Source organism: Janibacter terrae, assembly GCF_039636765.1.
GTDB classification, from domain to species: Bacteria; Actinomycetota; Actinomycetes; order Actinomycetales; family Dermatophilaceae; genus Janibacter; species Janibacter terrae.
In genome coordinates this window covers 1422751-1439009 of record NZ_CP144167.1, presented here as the reverse complement: position 1 = coordinate 1439009, position 16259 = coordinate 1422751, and the positions used below count along the sequence as shown (strand labels likewise).

General features: G+C 71.8%; 14 protein-coding genes and 1 tRNA gene. 3 read left to right on the top strand and 12 right to left on the bottom strand.

Going from position 1 to position 16259, the window contains the following annotated elements; translation table 11 throughout:
• Positions 1 to 70: 70 nt before the first annotated feature.
• Genes thrB through argS form a run of 5 tightly spaced genes read right to left on the bottom strand, consistent with a single transcriptional unit; the run spans position 71 to position 6549 of the window.
• On the bottom strand, positions 71 to 1000 hold the full coding sequence (gene thrB / locus V3C34_RS07165) for a homoserine kinase (protein WP_346008417.1): 930 nt from the start codon (positions 998 to 1000) through the stop codon (positions 71 to 73).
• 2 nt (positions 1001 to 1002) lie between these two features.
• Positions 1003 to 2106 carry a threonine synthase gene (gene thrC / locus V3C34_RS07160; RefSeq protein WP_068422621.1) on the bottom strand — a complete coding sequence of 368 codons (1104 nt, stop codon included), beginning with the start codon at positions 2104 to 2106 and terminating at the stop codon, positions 1003 to 1005.
• Positions 2107 to 2109: 3 nt separating this feature from the next.
• Positions 2110 to 3426 carry a homoserine dehydrogenase gene (locus V3C34_RS07155; protein WP_346008416.1) on the bottom strand — a complete coding sequence of 439 codons (1317 nt, stop codon included), beginning with the start codon at positions 3424 to 3426 and terminating at the stop codon, positions 2110 to 2112.
• Entirely contained in the window at positions 3423 to 4886 is a 1464-nt protein-coding gene (gene lysA, locus V3C34_RS07150) for a diaminopimelate decarboxylase (protein ID WP_338539271.1), read from the bottom strand. The genes V3C34_RS07155 and lysA overlap by 4 nt, the downstream gene beginning before the upstream one ends.
• A 19-nt stretch (positions 4887 to 4905) precedes the next feature.
• Entirely contained in the window at positions 4906 to 6549 is a 1644-nt protein-coding gene (argS, locus tag V3C34_RS07145; protein WP_345912384.1) for an arginine--tRNA ligase, read from the bottom strand.
• 95 nt (positions 6550 to 6644) lie between these two features.
• On the opposite strand from argS, the gene V3C34_RS07140 reads away from it, so the two are divergent.
• Positions 6645 to 6717: transfer RNA gene (locus V3C34_RS07140), tRNA-Arg, on the top strand.
• 127 nt (positions 6718 to 6844) lie between these two features.
• Here V3C34_RS07140 and V3C34_RS07135 read toward each other — a convergent pair.
• The 7 genes from V3C34_RS07135 to V3C34_RS07105 all read right to left on the bottom strand — a co-directional run bounded on the left by V3C34_RS07135 (position 6845) and on the right by V3C34_RS07105 (position 14053).
• A complete protein-coding gene (locus V3C34_RS07135) occupies positions 6845 to 6988 on the bottom strand; it encodes a methionine/alanine import family NSS transporter small subunit (protein WP_082807564.1) in 144 nt (47 codons plus the stop codon).
• Positions 6985 to 8535, bottom strand: coding sequence for a sodium-dependent transporter (locus tag V3C34_RS07130; RefSeq protein ID WP_068325304.1), 1551 nt, complete (start codon positions 8533 to 8535; stop codon positions 6985 to 6987). The genes V3C34_RS07135 and V3C34_RS07130 overlap by 4 nt, the downstream gene beginning before the upstream one ends.
• An 83-nt stretch (positions 8536 to 8618) precedes the next feature.
• Positions 8619 to 9779, bottom strand: a complete 1161-nt coding sequence (locus V3C34_RS07125) for a helix-turn-helix domain-containing protein (RefSeq protein WP_068422631.1) — start codon at positions 9777 to 9779, stop codon at positions 8619 to 8621.
• A 276-nt stretch (positions 9780 to 10055) separates the two neighbouring features.
• Entirely contained in the window at positions 10056 to 11030 is a 975-nt protein-coding gene (locus V3C34_RS07120; protein ID WP_346008415.1) for a hypothetical protein, read from the bottom strand.
• Between the two features lie 167 nt (positions 11031 to 11197).
• Positions 11198 to 12229, bottom strand: a complete 1032-nt coding sequence (locus V3C34_RS07115; RefSeq protein WP_068422637.1) for a hemolysin family protein — start codon at positions 12227 to 12229, stop codon at positions 11198 to 11200.
• Entirely contained in the window at positions 12226 to 13548 is a 1323-nt protein-coding gene (locus V3C34_RS07110) for a hemolysin family protein (protein WP_346008414.1), read from the bottom strand. Before V3C34_RS07110 ends, V3C34_RS07115 begins: the two co-directional genes overlap by 4 nt.
• A 226-nt stretch (positions 13549 to 13774) precedes the next feature.
• Positions 13775 to 14053, bottom strand: coding sequence for a GIY-YIG nuclease family protein (locus V3C34_RS07105; protein ID WP_068325314.1), 279 nt, complete (start codon positions 14051 to 14053; stop codon positions 13775 to 13777).
• Positions 14054 to 14429: 376 nt separating this feature from the next.
• On the opposite strand from V3C34_RS07105, the gene V3C34_RS07100 reads away from it, so the two are divergent.
• Both V3C34_RS07100 and V3C34_RS07095 read left to right on the top strand, forming a co-directional pair.
• Positions 14430 to 15404, top strand: a complete 975-nt coding sequence (locus V3C34_RS07100) for an ABC transporter ATP-binding protein (protein ID WP_346008413.1) — start codon at positions 14430 to 14432, stop codon at positions 15402 to 15404.
• Positions 15404 to 16237, top strand: a complete 834-nt coding sequence (locus V3C34_RS07095) for a hypothetical protein (RefSeq protein WP_346008412.1) — start codon at positions 15404 to 15406, stop codon at positions 16235 to 16237. The genes V3C34_RS07100 and V3C34_RS07095 overlap by 1 nt, the downstream gene beginning before the upstream one ends.
• The last annotated feature ends 22 nt before the right edge of the window (positions 16238 to 16259 follow it).

Below are 16259 nucleotides of genomic sequence, written 5' to 3'. Positions count from 1 at the left end.
ATGCACCGGACCTCGAAGGAGCATGGCCAATGTATCACTGCACCTGCCTGCAGCCGCATCGCGCCGCGCGTCAGACGAGGTGGACGCCCTCGGTGGGGACGCCGGGCGTGAGGACCTGCCAGCCGGCGGGGACGAGCGGGGCCACCCCGTCGACCCGCTCGTGGGTGGTGAGGACGAGGACGGAGGGGCCGGCGCCGGAGATCGTCGCGGCGTACCCGGCGCCGCGCAGCGTGTCGACGAGCGCCATGCTCGTCGGGTAGCTCGGGCGCCGCGCCTCTTGGTGGAGCAGGTCGGTCGTCGCCTCGACGAGCAGCTCGGGTGCGGCGGTGAGCGCGTGCACGAGCAGGCCCGTGCGCGCCGAGTTGGCCGCGGCGGTGCCGAGCGGCACGACCTCGGGCAGGACCGAGCGGGCCGTGTGCGTGCTAAGCGTCGCGTCCGGCACGAGCACGACGGGGACGATGTCCTCGTGCAGGCGAAGGGGGACGGTCCGGGTCCGCGGCATCGGCGAGCCCGCGGTGGTCACGGAGAGGGTCGCACCGCCGTAGACGCTGGCGGAGCTGTTGTCCGGGTGGCCCTCGAGCGCGGCGGCGATGGTGTTGACGACCTCGAGGTCGATCTCCTCCCCCGCGAGGGCGCCCCCGCGGACCGCGAGCGCGTGCGCCGCGGCGACGCCGGTGACGATCGCGGTCGCCGACGAGCCGAGCCCGCGACCGTGCGGCACGGTGTTGGTCGCGCTCAGCCGCAGCCCGGTCGGGACCGGCACGTCGAGGTGCTGCCACGCGGTGATGAGCGTGCGCACGACGAGGTGGCTCTCGTCGCGTGGGACCGACTCGGACCCCGACCCGGCGACCTCGACGACGAGCCCGGGCTCCTGCGTGACGGTGACGGTGCACTCGTCCCAGACGCCGAGCGCCATGCCGACGCAGTCGAAGCCCGGTCCGAGGTTGGCGCTGGACGCGGGCACCCTGAGGCTGACCGCGGTCCCCGGAGCGATCGTCACCCTCAGCCCTGCAGACCGAGCTCGCTGGCGATCGCGTAGGCCTCCGCCGGCACGCTGACCGGGGCGATGTCGCTGCCGTCGGCGTTCTTCAGCGCCCACTGCGGGTCCTTCAGGCCGTGGCCGGTCACCGTGCAGACGATCGTCGCGTCGGCCGGGACGAGGCCGGCGGCCGAGGCCTTGAGCAGGCCGGCGACGGACGCCGCGGAGGCCGGCTCGACGAAGATCCCCTCGCGCGAGGACAGGAGACGGTGCGCCGCCAGGATCTCCTCGTCGGTGACCGCCTCGATGCGGCCGCCGGAGTCGTCGCGGGCCTCCACGGCCTGCTGCCACGAGGCCGGGTTGCCGATGCGGATCGCGGTGGCGATCGTGTCGGGCTCGTCGACCGGGTGACCGAGGACGATCGGCGCGGAGCCGGCGGCCTGGAAGCCCCACATCTGCGGCAGACGCGTCGCGACGGGCGCGAGCAGGCCGGACACCCCTTCGGTCTCGCTCGCGTACTCGCGGTAGCCGCGCCAGTACGCGGTGATGTTGCCGGCGTTGCCGACCGGCAGGCAGTGGATGTCCGGGGCATCGCCCAGGGCGTCGACGATCTCGAAGGAGGCGGTCTTCTGCCCCTCGATCCGGGCCGGGTTGACCGAGTTGACCAGCTCGACCGGGTAGGCCTCGGCGAGCTTGCGGGCGACGTCGAGGCAGTGGTCGAAGTTGCCGTCGACCTGCAGCAGGGTCGCGCCGTGGGCGATGGCCTGCGAGAGCTTGCCCATCGCGATCTTGCCCTCGGGGACGAGGACGGCGCAGGTCATCCCGGCCTTGGTGGCGTAGGCCGCGGCCGAGGCAGAGGTGTTGCCGGTCGAGGCGCAGATGACCGCCTTGGCGCCCTTGCCCGCCGCCATCGTCATCGCGGCCGTCATCCCGCGGTCCTTGAAGGAGCCGGTCGGGTTCAGGCCCTCGTACTTCACGTGCACCTGCGCGCCGACGAGTTCGCTGAGGTGCTCGGCGGGGATGAGGGGGGTCCCCCCTTCGCGCAGGGTGATGACCGGGGCCCCGGCCAGCATGGGGAGCCGGTCTGCGTACTCGGTGATGACGCCGCGCCACTGGTGGGCTGCCATGGATCAGTTCCCTTCAACACGCATGACGGAGGTGACCTCGTTGACCGTGTCGAGCCCGGCGAGCTCGTCGACGGTCGCGGAGAGCGCGGCGTCGGTCGCCGCGTGCGTGACGATGATGAGCATCGCCCGCGATACGTCCTGGTCGTCGGCGACGACCTGCTGGCGGACGGTCTCGATGGACACGCCCTGGCGGGCGAAGACGGTGGCCACGGCGGCGAGCACGCCCGGCTTGTCGGCGACCTCGAGGCTCACGTGGTAGCGCGTGATCGCCTGGCCGATGGGCAGGACGGGCAGCTCCGCGTAGGCGCTCTCCCCCGGCCCGCGACCGCCGAGGACCCGCGTGCGGGCGACGGCGACGATGTCGCCGAGGACCGCGCTGGCGGTCGGGTCGCCACCGGCGCCCTGGCCGTAGAACATCAGGTCACCGGCACCCTCCGCCTCGACGAAGACGGCGTTGTACGCCTCGCGCACCGAGGCGAGCGGGTGCGAGAGCGGGATGAGCGCGGGGTGGACGCGGGCCGAGATGCCCGGTCCGTCCGGGCCGTCGACCCGCTCGCAGATCGCGAGCAGCTTGACGACGCAGCCCATCTCGCGCGCAGCGGCGATGTCGCGGGCGCTCACCTCGGTGATGCCCTCGCGGTGCACGTCTGCGCTGGAGACCCGTGTGTGGAAGGCGAGCGAGGACAGGATCGCGGCCTTGGCGGCCGCGTCGAAGCCCTCGACGTCGGCCGTGGGGTCGGCCTCGGCGTAGCCGAGCGCCTGGGCGCGCTCGACCGTCTCGGTGAACCCGGCGCCGCTGGTGTCCATCGCGTCGAGGACGAAGTTGGTCGTGCCGTTGACGATGCCGATGACGCGGCGGATGGAGTCGCCCGCGAGCGAGTCGCGGATCGGCCGCAGGATCGGGATCGCGCCGGCGACGGCCGCCTCGTAGTACAGGTCGACGCCGTGCTCGGCCGCCGCGGCGTAGAGCGTCGGGCCGTCCTCGGCGAGCAGGGACTTGTTGGCCGTGACGACGGACGCGCCGTGCTCCATGGCCGACAGGATCAGGCTGCGGGCCGGCTCGATGCCGCCGATGACCTCGACGACGATGTCGGCGCGGGTCACCAGCTCCTCGGCGTCGGTCGTGAAGAGCGCCGGGTCGACGCCGAGCTCGGAGCGGTCGCGGCCGGGGCGGCGCACCGCGATGCCGACGAGCTCGAGCGGCCGGCCGACCCGGTGGGCCAGGTCGTCGGCCTGCAGCGCCAGCTGGCGGGCGACGGCGCCGCCGACGACGCCTCCACCGAGGAGAGCGACACGAAGGGGGGCGGGCGCGGTGGTCATCGGACCTCCTGGGACGGACTGGGCTCGTCGACGTCGAGGGCGAGCAGGTCATCGATCGTCTCGCGACGCACGATGACCCGCGCCTGCCCCTCGCGCACGGCGAGGACCGGTGGACGCGGGGTGTGGTTGTACTGGTTGGACAGGCTGCGGCAGTACGCGCCGGTGCCGGGCACGGCGATGAGGTCGCCGGGGACGATGTCGGCCGGGAGGTACTCGTCCATGACCACGATGTCGCCGCTCTCGCAGTGCCGGCCGACGACGCGCACGAGCCGCGGCGGCGCGCTCGAGGAGCGTCCGGCAAGCGTGCACGAGTAGTCGGCGCCGTAGAGGGCCGTGCGCACGTTGTCGCTCATGCCGCCGTCGACGCTCACGTAGGAGCGCACGGCGCCGTGGCCGAGCTCGACGTCCTTGACGGTGCCGACCTCGTAGAGCGTGAAGGCGCTCGGGCCGGCGATCGCGCGGCCGGGCTCGATGGAGATGCGGGGCAGCGCCGCGTCGGGGTGGCCGTCGCGGAACTCCTTGAGCTCGCGGTCGACGAGCTCGGCCATCTGGGTGCCGAGCTGCCCGGGCGTGAGGGGCTCGTGCTCGGACGTGTAGGCGATGCCGTAGCCGCCGCCGAGGTCCATCTCCGGCATCGCGATGCCGTGCTCGTCGGCGACCTCGGTGTGCAGGGCGACGAGGCGGCGGGCGGCGATCTCGAAGCCGGAGACGTCGAAGATCTGGCTGCCGATGTGACTGTGCAGGCCGAGGAGGCGCAGGTGCTCCCCCTTCGCCACGATCGCGTCGATCGCGGCCCGGGCCTGGCCGCCGGCGAGGGAGAAGCCGAACTTCTGGTCCTCGTGGGCGGTGGCGATGAACTCGTGGGTGTGCGCCTCGACGCCGACGGTGACGCGCACCATGACCGGGGCGACGACACCGAGCTCGGCGGCGAGCGCCGCGACCCGGTCGATCTCCTCGAAGGAGTCGACGACGATGCGACCGACGCCGTACTCGAGCGCGCGGCGCAGCTCGGCGACGCTCTTGTTGTTGCCGTGCAGCGCGATCCGCTCGGGCGGGAAGCCGACGCGCTGCGCCACGGCGAGCTCGCCGCCGCTGCAGGTGTCGAGGTTCAGGCCCTCGTCCATGACCCAGCGGGCGACCGCGGAGCACAGGAAGGCCTTGCCGGCGTAGTAGACGTCCGCGCCGGCCACGGCCTCGAAGGGGGCGGTGAAGTCGTCGCGGAAGGCCCGGGCCCGCGCCCGGAAGTCGTCCTCGTCGACGACGTACGCCGCGGTGCCGAAGTCCCGGGCGAGGTCGGTCACGGGCACGCCCGCGACGGTGAGCACACCGCTGCCGTCGCGCCCGATGTTGACCGGCCACAGCTGCGGGAGCAGCTCCATGACGTCCTGCGGGAAGGGCAGCCACTGCGGTGCCGCGCCGTAGCCCTCGGCATGGAGGATGCCGGCCTCGTGGGCCCTCATGTTGGTCGCCATGCCGACCTCACATCCGCTCGGGCGCGGAGACGCCGAGCAGGTCGAGGCCGTTGGCGAGCACCTGGCGGGTCGCGTCGTTGAGCCACAGGCGGGTGCGGTGGGTGTCCGTGATCTCCTCGTCCGAGCGCGGGCGCACGCGGCAGGTGTCGTACCACTTGTGGAAGTGGCCGGCGAGGTCCTCGAGGTAGCGCGCGACCCGGTGCGGCTCGCGCAGCTCGGCGGCGTGCGCGACGACCCGCGGGAAGTCGCCGAGCGCCGCGAGCAGCGTCGCCTCGGTCGGGTCGGACAGCAGGCTCGGGTCGAAGCCGGCCAGGCGGTCGACGCCGTCCTCGGCCGCGAGGCGGGCGACGTTGGAGGTGCGGGCGTGGGCGTACTGCACGTAGAAGACCGGGTTGTCGTTGGTCTGCTTGCGCAGCTCCTCGCCGTCCAGGCTGAGCGGCGAGTCCGCGGGGTACCGGGCGAGCGAGTAGCGCACCGCGTCGGTGCCGATCCACGAGACGAGGTCGCGCAGCTCGATGATGTTGCCGGCGCGCTTGGACAGCTTGGCCCCACCCAGGTTGACCAGCTGGCCGATGCGGATCTCGATGTTGGTCGCCGGGTCGTCGCCGGCGCAGGCGGCGATCGCCTTGAGCCGGCTGACGTAGCCGTGGTGGTCGGCGCCGAGCAGGTAGATCTTCTCGGGGAACCCGCGGTCCTTCTTGCTCAGGTAGTACGCGGCGTCGGCGGCGAAGTAGGTCGGCACCCCGTCGGCCCGGATGAGCACGCGGTCCTTGTCGTCGCCGAAGTCGGTCGTGCGCAGCCACACGGCGCCGTCCCGGTCGTCGACGTGCCCCTGCTCGCGCAGCCGCGCGATCGCGGACTCGACCGCTCCCCCTTCGTGCAGGGTCTGCTCGGAGAACCAGACGTCGAAGTGCACGCCGAAGTCCTCGAGGGTCGAGCGGATGTCGGCGAGCTGGGCCTCGTAGCCGAGCCGGCGGGCGGTGGCCAGCTGCTCGTCGGCGGGCAGCTGCAGCAGGTCGGGACGAGCACGAAGGGCGGTCGCCGCCAGGTCGTCGACGTAGGGACCCGGGTACCCGCCCTCGGGGGTGGGCTCCCCCTTCGCCCGGGCGACGATCGAGGCGCCGAAGTTGTCCATCTGCGCGCCCGCGTCGTTGATGTAGTACTCGGCGGTGACGTCGGCCCCGGAGGCCGCGAGGAGCCGGCGCATCGCGTCACCGAGCGCGGCCCAGCGGGTGTGGCCGATGTGCAGCGGGCCGGTGGGGTTGGCGGAGATGAACTCGATGTTGATCGTGTGCCCGGCCATGGCCTCGTTGTGCCCGTAGACCGCGCCGGCCTCGACGATGCTGCGGGCGAGCTCCCCCGCGGACGCCGCGTCGAGGGTGATGTTGATGAACCCCGGCCCGGCGATCTCGAGGTCGGCGATGCCGGGGTGGGCGCGCAGCCGCTCGGCGAGGACCGCAGCGACGTCGCGGGGCTTCATGCCGGCGGGCTTGGCCAGCTGCATGGACAGGTTGCTCGTCCAGTCGCCGTGGCCCTTCTGCTTGGGTCGCTCCACGCGGATCTCGGCGGGCACCTCGACGCTCAGCTCGCCGGTCTCGACGGCGGCGGTCAGGGCGGCACGGATCGCTGCGGAAAGCTCTTCGGGGGTCACGGTCGCCCAGTCTAGGTGCGCGGTGTCCGTGCCCGGTGCGCCGGTCGATTCTCGGGACGGGCCTGCCCGGTGCTAACCTCACCGGGCACAATCCCGCCTCCGTAGCTCAGGGGATAGAGCACTGGTTTCCGGTACCAGGGGCCGCAGGTTCGAATCCTGCCGGGGGCGCGTTCTTCCGAGGGGCCGCCAGCACCAGCTGGCGGCCCTTCGTCATGCCCGGGCGCGCCATGACGAAGGGGGGTCGGACGACGTGGTGTCGTCCGGCCCCCCTTCGCTCCCTCGTGGGGAGGTCTCGTCAGAGGTCGCGGTGGATCTCGAACTCGCGGATGTCGTCCACCGCGGAGTCACCCCGCTTGAGCAGGTTGACGATCGCGAGGACGAGGCCGCCCCAGATGACGAGGATCGAGATGATCATCATGATGATGGCCGTCGTGGTCATGGGTTTTCACCCCCGTCGACGAGGACGTCGGGTGCGTCGTCGAGCGACACGTCGCCCCGCCACGGCAGCAGCGAGAGCAGGATCGCCAGGATCGGCAGGGCGATGACCATGCCCCAGCCGAAGACGCCCAGCAGGTCGGCCGGGTACTTCTCGTAGGGCGCGTCGAGCTTCGCCGTGAGCTCCTGCCACAGCATGACGACGAGCAGCAGCGGGATGACCACGGCGATGAGGGCCGGCCACCAGCCCTTGAGCTTGATCGAGCTGCGCGCGTCGAGGTGGGCGCGCAGCAGACCGAGCTTGCGGAAGGCGTAGGTCACGGCCAGCATCATCACGGCCGCGACGGCGATGATGCCGAAGCTGTTGACGAAGGCGTCCATCGTGTCGAGCACGTAGATGCCGCCGGTGGTCGAGAACATCAGGATGCTCACGGCAGCCATCGGCACACCGACGACGAAGGTCGCCGCCCGGCGCGAGATGCCGACCTTGTCGCGGACGGCGCCGATGACGACCTCGACGATCGAGATGAGCGAGGTCAGGCCGGCCAGCAGCAGTGCGCCGAAGAAGAGCACGCCGATGACGAGGCCACCGGGCGCCTCGTTGATGATCGTCGGGAAGGCGACGAAGGCCAGGCCGATGCCGTTGGCGACGACCTCGCTGACCTCCTTGCCCGCGGCCTGCGCCATGAAGCCCAGCGCGGCGAAGACACCGATGCCGGCGAGCAGCTCGAAGCCGGAGTTGGAGAAGCCGACGACCGCGCCGGAGCCGGTCATGTCGGTCTTGCGGTCGACGTAGCTGGAGTACGTGATCATGATGCCGAAGCCGACGGAGAGGCTGAAGAAGATCTGCCCGACGGCCGAGATCCACACGCTGCCGTGCGTCAGCGCGCCCCAGTCGGGGGTGAAGAAGGCGTTGAGCCCGTCCATGGCCCCGTCGAGCGTGAGCGCCTGGGCGACGAGCACGATGAAGGCGAGGATGAGCACGGGGATGAAGATGACGGCGGTGCGGCCGATGCCGGTCTGGACACCCAGCGCGAGGACGCCGATCGTCACGACCCAGACGAGCACCATCGTGATGAGGATGCCGGGGACGAAGTCGAAGGTCGGCCCGGGCTCGGGCGCGGCCTGGAGGTAGTCACCGAAGAAGTAGGCCTCCGGGTCGGCGCCCCAGCCCTTGGTGAAGGACAGCAGCGTGTACTTCGCGGCCCAGGCGAGGATCGCGGCGTAGTAGACGGCGATGACGGTGCAGATGAGCACCTGCCACCAACCGAGCCACTCCGCGCCACGGTGCAGCCGGCGAAGGGAGAGGGGGGCCGACCCGCGGAAGCGGTGGCCGATCGCGTAGTCGAGGTAGAGCAGCGGGATGCCTGCGAAGAGCAGCGCGCACAGGTACGGGATGATGAAGGCGCCGCCGCCCCCTTCGTAGGCCACGTAGGGGAAGCGCCAGATGTTGCCCAGCCCGACGGCTGATCCGATCGCGGCGAAGATGAAGACCCTGCGTGATGAGAAGCCCTCTCTGGGCTTCACCTCTGTGGTCTCTGTGCTGGACATGCTCACACTCCTGGTCGATGCGGAGAACCCCAGCATGCTCCAGCATCGCGGCCAGATGTGGCGGGCGCCACGCCGATCGCGCCTCAGGGGACCTGCCAGGCCTCGCTCACGGACATCGCGGTCAGCAGGACGAGCAGCTCGGCACGCACGTGCGGCTCGTCGAGCTCGTCGGCGAGCAGGTCCTTGAGCCGGTTGATCCGGTGGCTCACGGTCTGCGGGTGCACGCCGAGGGCCTCGGCGACGCTCGGCCGATGGCCCCAGTGCCGCAGCCATGACAGGAGCGTCGCCAGGAGCATGGCCCGCTGGTCGCTCGGGAGGTCGTCGAGCTCGCTGAGGTAGGTCCGCCGCAGCGAGTCGCAGACGACCTGGTCGGCGCTGCAGGCGATCTCGAGCATCAGGTCGTCGGCGAAGGTCGCCTCCGCCGAGCCCAGGCCCAGCTGCTGCGCCCGGAAGGCCAGGTCGAGCGAGGCGGCCGCGTCGAGCATCGGCACGGCGGGTCCGACGGCGCACCGGTGCCCGCGCAGGAGGGGACGAAGGGTGGTCGCCAGCTGGTCCTCGGCCACCGGGTGGAGCAGCACGACGTCGCGGCTGCGCGGGTAGTAGGCGACCTGGCACTCGGACTCGCGGCGGATCTGCGCCGCGGACTCGGGCGAGGTGATGATCGCGCACACGACCGCGTCGTCGTCCCACCCGCACTCGTGGGCCAGGACGAGCGCGCCGTCGTCACCGTGGAGGAGCACTCCCCCGAGCCGGCGGGCGGCCTCGTCCTCCGCGCTCGGCGGGGTGCCGGCGGTCGCGTACCCGGCGCGTGCGGCCGCGACGACCTCTTCGCCCCCGACGAAGATGCGGTCGAGGAGGTCGAGCAGGGCCTCGTGGTCCACGCCCGGGCCCTGGGCGAGCAGCGAGCGGTGCACGTGGCCGTGCGTCAGGCGCGTCGACAGGCGGATGCCCGCGGCCAGGGTCTCGAAGTCCAGACCGGCCCGGGCGCACTCGGCGCCGACGCCCACCCAGATGCTGCCCGGCTCGCTGATCCGCGCGACCTGTCCCTGCGCCACGTACTGCAGGAACCGGCGGGCGAGCTCGTGCACGTCGCCGGGCCACTGGTGGCGCGCCGGCAGCGGGTGGATGCCGAGCTCCTCACCGACCCGTTCGATGAGCACACTCGTGAGCTCCCCCAGGTCCACCAGACCCACGAGATCGAGCAGCTCGCCGGTGCCCTGCACCCGCTCGTCGACCTGGCCCATCCCCTCGCGCCTCCCTCACGCCCTCCACCGGCCGGGTGACCGGGTGCGCTGATTATCCGCGATGACGAATCCCACCGCCCCTGTCACGTCGTGCTAATCGCCTGGCCCCCCTTCGCCTCCTCGAGCAGATGCGTGCCGGGCCGCGACGACGGATGCTGGTGGGAGCAGCACCGGGGGCCCATCCGCAGGGGACGCAGGACCCCGGTGCTGTCCCCCTATCTGGCCCGCTCCGGTCAAGTCCTGCGCGGTGGGTCACGTCGTGCAGCAAAACCTCGGTCATGGTGCATCAGGTGACCCACCTCGGGCGGTCGCGCACCGTGAGGGAGCGGGCCCCAACAGCCCGGGCGCCCGCGCGACCTCGGCCAGCTGCGCCCGTGTCGGCTGGACCCCCACGGCTGCAGCCATGCGTTCGACGAGCCGGACGCGGCGGGCCCGGCGGTAGTAGTCGTCCTTGGTGAAGTCGACGTACACCCAGCCCTCCGCCTCGAGCGAGCGACGGCGGACGAGGTCCTTGTCGCCGCGCCGGTACCCCTGGAAGTGGACGGCCCCCTGGTACTCCCCCACGGTCCTGGCCTCGCGCCACACGAGGTCACCCTCGGCGAGCCACCCGCCCCGGGCGTCGAAGATCGGGACATTGAGCTCCGGCTCCGGCAGCCCGCCACGCACGAAGAGGACCCGCGAGCGCGTCTCCATCGGCGAGGCCGAGCCGACCCGGACCCAGCGCAGGGCCTCACGCACCCGTTGGCGGTGGGTCCTGGCCCGGGGCGACCCCGCGACCAGCGGCGCCACCGACTCGAGTCGTCGGGCCACCGCGTCCCCCGCGACGACCAGCTCGTCGAGGGTGAGGAGCGGGACGAGGTCGAGCCAGGTGTCGACGAGGGTGGTGGCCCGCTGTCCGCCGACCTCGGTGGTCTCCCGCAGCTCGAGCCCGCGATGACCGATCAGTCCCGGTCTGCGCACCCGCGACCCTGCGCTCATGACGTGGATCTCGTCGTGCCCGCACTGCAGCGGCACCGGCAGGCCGTGCAGCACCGCGGCCGAGCAGTGCGACAGCGCGAACCCGTCCGAGCGCACGAGCCTCAGCGCCTCGGCCCGCTCCGTCAGCGTGGTCGGCAGGACGTGGCTGCGCACCCCGCGGTAGGGGTTGGGGAGCGCCCGCAGGCTGCTCATCTTGGCGCCGTCACGGGTGGCGGCCGCCACCGCGAAGGTCCCGGCCGTGTACGGCTCGGGCAGGTCGAGGGGTCTGGGCATCCCCACAGGGTGCCGAGCTCACGGGGTGCGGCCGCTGAGTTCTCCACATCCCCCCCTTCCCTCAGCCCCGCAGAGGGTCACGTCATGCACGAAAACCGAGATCTTGGTGCATGACGTGACCCTCTACCGGGGTGGGGGGTGGGTCCACGGTCCGCGGGCGAAGGGGGTCACCCCCGCTGCGTGGAGTCCGTCACCTCTCCCACGAGCTCCTCGATGACGTCCTCGAGGAAGACGACACCGAGGACGACACCCTCCTCGTCGCTGACCCGGGCCAGGTGGGTGCCCGTGCGCTGCATGGTCGCGAGCACGTCCTCGACCTCGTCGCTCGGGCGGACCGTGGCCATGCGGCGCAGGCGCTTGCGGGGCACCGGCTCGCTGCGCTCGGTCTCGTCGGCGTAGAGGACGTCCTTGAGGTGGAGGTATCCGGTGAGCTCTCCCCCTTCGTCGACCGTCGGGTAGCGCGAGAAGCCGTGCTTGGCGACGAGCCGCTCGATGTCGTCCGGGGTGGCGTCGCGCGGGACGGTCACGAGGTCGGCGACCGGCACGCCCACGTCGGCGGCGTCCTTGTCGGAGAACTCGAGGGCGGCGCCGACGAGCCCGTACTTCTCCGTCTCGACGAGCCCCTCCCGGTGGGACTCGGTGACGATGTGCTGGACCTCCTCGGCGGTGAAGGCCGCACCGACCTCGTCCTTGGGGTCGATGCCCATCGCCCGGACGAAGGCCTTGGACACCCAGTCCATCGCGAGGATGATCGGCTTGGCGACCTTCATGACCTGCATGAGCGGGGGCACGAGGATCGTCGCCGACTTCTCCGGGCCGGCGATCGCGAGGTTCTTGGGGACCATCTCGCCGACCACGACGTGCAGGTAGACGACGACGAGGATCGCCAGGACGAGCGAGGTCGCGTCGGTGAAGGCGTCCGGCACACCGATGCGCTCCATGACGGGGTGCAGCGCGTGGTGCAGCGCCGCCTCGGAGATGGCACCCAGGAGCACCGAGCAGATGGTGATGCCGAGCTGGCAGGTGGCCAGCAGGACGCCGGTGTGCTGCAGGGCCTCGACGGCGATGGCCGCCCGCTTGTTGCCGGCGTCGGCGAGGGGTTCGAGCTGCGAGCGCCGCGCGGACATCGCGGCGAACTCGGCGCCCACGAAGAAGGCATTGGCCAGCAAGAGCGCCGCGGTGATGAGCACGGTGGTCATGCCGGCTCACCCCCTTCGTCGCTCGTGGCGTCCGTCTCGACGAACCGCAACCGGTCCACACGTCGGGTGTCCATGTCGGCCACCGTGACCTGCCAGCCCTCGAGCTCGACGACGTCGCCGACCTCGGGGACCCGGCCCAGCTCGGCCATGACCCAGCCGCCGACGGTCTCGTAGGACGAGCCTTCGGGCACGGGCGCGCCGATGCGGTCACGCACCTCGTCGGGGCGCCACAGGCCGGGCACGGTCCAGACACCGTCGCCGAGCGCGCGGCCGGTCGTCTGCGCCTTGTCGTGCTCGTCGTTGACCTCGCCGACGATCTCCTCGACGAGGTCCTCGAGCGTCACCACGCCCGCGGTGCCGCCGTACTCGTCGACGACGACGCCCATCTGCAGACCCGAGTCGCGCAGCTGGATGAGCAGCGGGTCCAGGCGCAGGGTCTCGGGGACGACGACGGCGTCGATCATCAGCGCGGAGATCGGCACGGACGCGCGACGCTCGTGCGGCACAGCGATGGCGCGTTTGACGTGGACGACGCCGTCGACGTCGTCCCAGTCCTCACCCGTGACGGGGAAGCGCGAGTGGCCCGTGCTGCGCGCGAGCGCGACGAGGTCCTCGGCGGAGGCGGTGCGGTCGATCGAGGTGGCACGGTTGCGCGGAGTCATGACGTCGGCGGCGGTCTGGTCGCCGAAGCCGAGCGAGCGGGTCACCAGGCGCGCCGTCCCGGAGTCGAGCGTGCCGGCCTCGACGGAGGTGCGCACGAGCGAGGCGAGCTCGGCGGGGCTGCGGGCGGCGGACAGCTCCTCCTGCGGCTCGACGCCCAGGCGGTGCAGCACCCAGTTGGCGCTGCCGTTGAGGATGAAGATCAGCGGCCTGAAGAGCACACCGATGATGCGCATCGGCAGCGCGACGACCTTGGCCGTGGCGAGCGGTGCCGAGACGGCGAGGGTCTTGGGCACCATCTCGCCGAGGATCATCGAGAACGCGGTGGCGATGACCAGCGCGAGCCCGGACGCCGTGGAGTCGGCGACGGCCTCGGACATGCCCGCCGCCTCCAGCCCGGGCGAGATGAGCGCGCCGATCGCCGGGTTCGCGATGAAACCGAGGGCGAGCGTGGTGACCGTGATGCCGATCTGGCACGCGGACAGCAGGGTGGAGAGGGTGCGAAGGGAGGTGAGGACCGGCTTGGCTCCGGCGTCCCCCTGGTCGACGGCCCGCTGCACGGAGGGGCGGTCGAGGGCCACGAGCGAGAACTCGGCGGCGACGAAGAGGGCGGTACCGAGGGTCAGGACGAGGGCGAGGACTAAGAGACCGATGGTCATGGTCCGTCGGATTCTACGGGGCGTCCCCCACCGCTCCCTGAGGCTCCCCGCCCCACCGCTCCCTGAGGAGGTCGCGCAGCGACCGTCTCGAAGGGGGCGCCGGCCCCGCGCACGCTCCACCCACCGCTCCCTGAGGAGGTCGCGCAGCGACCGTCTCGAAGGGGGCGCCCGCCCCACCGCTCCCTGAGGAGGTCGCGCAGCGACCGTCTCGAAGGGGGCGCCGTCCTCAGCTCCGCCGCCTGGCCGCCGCCTGGATCGCGCCGAAGTCCCCCCGGATGAGCGCCTCCTTCTTCGCGCGCGACCAGCCGTGCAGCTTCCGCTCCAGCGCATACGCCTCGACGACGCGCTCGGTCTCCAGCGACCAGACGAGCTCCACGGGTGTGCGGGTACTCGTGTACTGCGCTCCCCTGCCTGCGCTGTGCTGGCGCAGGCGCGACTCCAGGTGGTGCGTGCTGCCGACGTAGTAGCTCCCGTCGGCGCACCTGAGCATGTAGACGTGTGCCATCGCTCGATCCCAGCAGGGTCGGCGAGGGGACGAAGGGAGTTATCCACAGTTGTCGGCGGCGGCGCCCCCTTCGAGACGGTCGCTGCGCGACCTCCTCAGGGAGCGGTGGGGTGGGACCTCCTCAGGGAGCGGTGGGTGGAGAGTGCGCGGCGGCGCCCCCTTCGAGACGGTCGCTGCGCGACCTCCTCAGGGAGCGGTGGATGGAGAGTGCGGTGGGGCGCCCCCCTTCGAGACGGTCGCTGCGCGACCTCCTCAGGAAGCGGTGGGGTGGACCTCCTCAGGGAGCGGTGGGGAGGGGACGCGGACGAAACCTATTGGGGGGCACCACGGCCCGCGTGGTTGCATGGGGCCAGCATTTCCAGACGAAGGGGACCCCATGACGAAAGAGGGCGCGCGCGTAGAGGTGCGCAACCTGACCAAGAGGTTCGGCAGCTTCACCGCTGTCGACGACCTGACCTTCTCGGTCGAGCCTGGCCGGGTCACCGGCTTCCTCGGCCCGAACGGCGCCGGCAAGACGACGACCCTGCGCATGCTGCTCGGCCTCGTGCGCCAGAACCACGGCACGGCGACCATCGACGGCAAGACCTACCGCGAGCTCGACCAGCCGCTGCGGGTCGTCGGTGCCGCGCTGGAGGCGACCAACTTCCACCCCGGCCGCTCGGGCCGCGACCACCTGCGGGTGCTCGCCGCGACGATCGGCGCGCCGAACAGCCGTGTCGACGAGCTCCTCGAGCTCACCGGCATCCCGGCCGCCGCCCGCAAGAACGCGGGCGGCTACAGCATGGGCATGCGCCAACGCCTCGGGCTGGCCGCGGCCCTGCTCGGCGACCCCCGGCTGCTCGTCCTCGACGAGCCGGCCAACGGTCTCGACCCCGAGGGCATCCGGTGGCTGCGGGGGTTCCTGCGCCACCTCGCCGACGTCGAGGGGCGCACGATCCTCATCTCCAGCCACATGCTGCAGGAGATCGAGCAGACCGTCGACGACGTCGTCATCCTCGCCAACGGCAAGCTCGTGAAGGAGGGCACGGTCGACGACCTGCGTGGCGGCGCGACCACCCTCGTGCGCACGACCGACCCCGATTCCCTGCTCGGCGCCCTTCGGGTCGCCGACGTCGTCGCCTCCCGCCAGGAGGACGGCTGCATCATCGCCCAGACCGAGGACCTGCGCCTCATCGGCGACGTCGCGCTGCGCGCCGGCGTCCCGGTGCACGAGCTGCGCTCCCTCGGCGCCGACCTCGAGCAACTGTTCTTCTCCCTCACCGAGGGCACCAACCGCAATCTCGCCACCGGGGGGCCCTCCGCCCCGGTCACGGCCGCCACGATCGAGGGCAAGGAAGGGGTGAACGGCTGATGTGGGGTTCCATCACCTCCGAGATCCGCAAGATCTTCACGACCAAGCTCTGGTGGGGCATGGGCATCGGGATGGCGGTCGCCGCCTTCCTCCTGTCGATGGCCGGCGCCTCCTTCCTCGGCCTGACCAACCCGGACGGCTCCAGCGCCGGCTTCGACGAGATGACCCCGGCGCTGGGCCAGATGATCTACACCGCCGGCCTGCTGGGGAACTTCGGCAGCCTCTCGGCGCTCTTCCCGCTGGCGCTCGGTGTCCTGCTCATCACGACGGAGTACCGGCACAAGACCGCGACCGCGACCTACCTGGCCACCCCGCGCCGGTGGGTCGTCGCCGTGGCCAAGACCCTCGCGGTCGTGGTCGTCGGTGCCGTCCTCGGGCTCGTCCACGTCATCGCCTCGGTCGGCGGCGGCGCGCTCGTGCTGACCCTCTTCAAGGACGGCGCTCCCCTGCTCCTCGGCAACAGCGAGGTGCTCTCCTCGCTCGGCACCTCGGTCGTCGCGACGATCGTCTGGACGCTCATCGGCTTCGGCTTCGGCATGCTCGTGCGCAACCAGATCGCGGCCGTGCTGCTCGCGGTGGCCTTCGGCTTCCTCGGCCAGCTGATCCTCAACATCGCCTTCGGCCTGCTGGGGTGGACCACCGCGAGCAAGTTCATCCCGGGCAACCTCACGACGGGGATGCTCGTCACGGGCGACCCGACCAACGGCACGATGACCGCAGGCGCGGAGAGCCCGTACTTCACCTGGTGGGTGTGCGCGCTCATCCTCATCGGGTACGCGGCCGCACTCACGGTCGTCGGCTCGTTCCTGAGCAACCGCAAGGACATCAGCTGAGGGGGTTCCCCCTTCGCCCTGA

What these genes read in the sequence shown, in the direction of transcription:
- thrC (WP_068422621.1), bottom strand. Translation starts at nt 2,106, where the DNA reads ATGGCAGCCCACCAGTGGCGCGGCGTCATCACCGAGTACGCAGACCGG.
- V3C34_RS07155 (WP_346008416.1), bottom strand. Translation starts at nt 3,426, where the DNA reads ATGACCACCGCGCCCGCCCCCCTTCGTGTCGCTCTCCTCGGTGGAGGC.
- lysA (WP_338539271.1), bottom strand. Translation starts at nt 4,886, where the DNA reads ATGAGGGCCCACGAGGCCGGCATCCTCCATGCCGAGGGCTACGGCGCG.
- V3C34_RS07135 (WP_082807564.1), bottom strand. Translation starts at nt 6,988, where the DNA reads ATGACCACGACGGCCATCATCATGATGATCATCTCGATCCTCGTCATC.
- V3C34_RS07130 (WP_068325304.1), bottom strand. Translation starts at nt 8,535, where the DNA reads ATGTCCAGCACAGAGACCACAGAGGTGAAGCCCAGAGAGGGCTTCTCA.
- V3C34_RS07125 (WP_068422631.1), bottom strand. Translation starts at nt 9,779, where the DNA reads ATGGGCCAGGTCGACGAGCGGGTGCAGGGCACCGGCGAGCTGCTCGAT.
- V3C34_RS07120 (WP_346008415.1), bottom strand. Translation starts at nt 11,030, where the DNA reads ATGCCCAGACCCCTCGACCTGCCCGAGCCGTACACGGCCGGGACCTTC.
- V3C34_RS07115 (WP_068422637.1), bottom strand. Translation starts at nt 12,229, where the DNA reads ATGACCACCGTGCTCATCACCGCGGCGCTCTTGCTGGCCAATGCCTTC.
- V3C34_RS07110 (WP_346008414.1), bottom strand. Translation starts at nt 13,548, where the DNA reads ATGACCATCGGTCTCTTAGTCCTCGCCCTCGTCCTGACCCTCGGTACC.
- V3C34_RS07105 (WP_068325314.1), bottom strand. Translation starts at nt 14,053, where the DNA reads ATGGCACACGTCTACATGCTCAGGTGCGCCGACGGGAGCTACTACGTC.
- V3C34_RS07100 (WP_346008413.1), top strand. Translation starts at nt 14,430, where the DNA reads ATGACGAAAGAGGGCGCGCGCGTAGAGGTGCGCAACCTGACCAAGAGG.
- V3C34_RS07095 (WP_346008412.1), top strand. Translation starts at nt 15,404, where the DNA reads ATGTGGGGTTCCATCACCTCCGAGATCCGCAAGATCTTCACGACCAAG.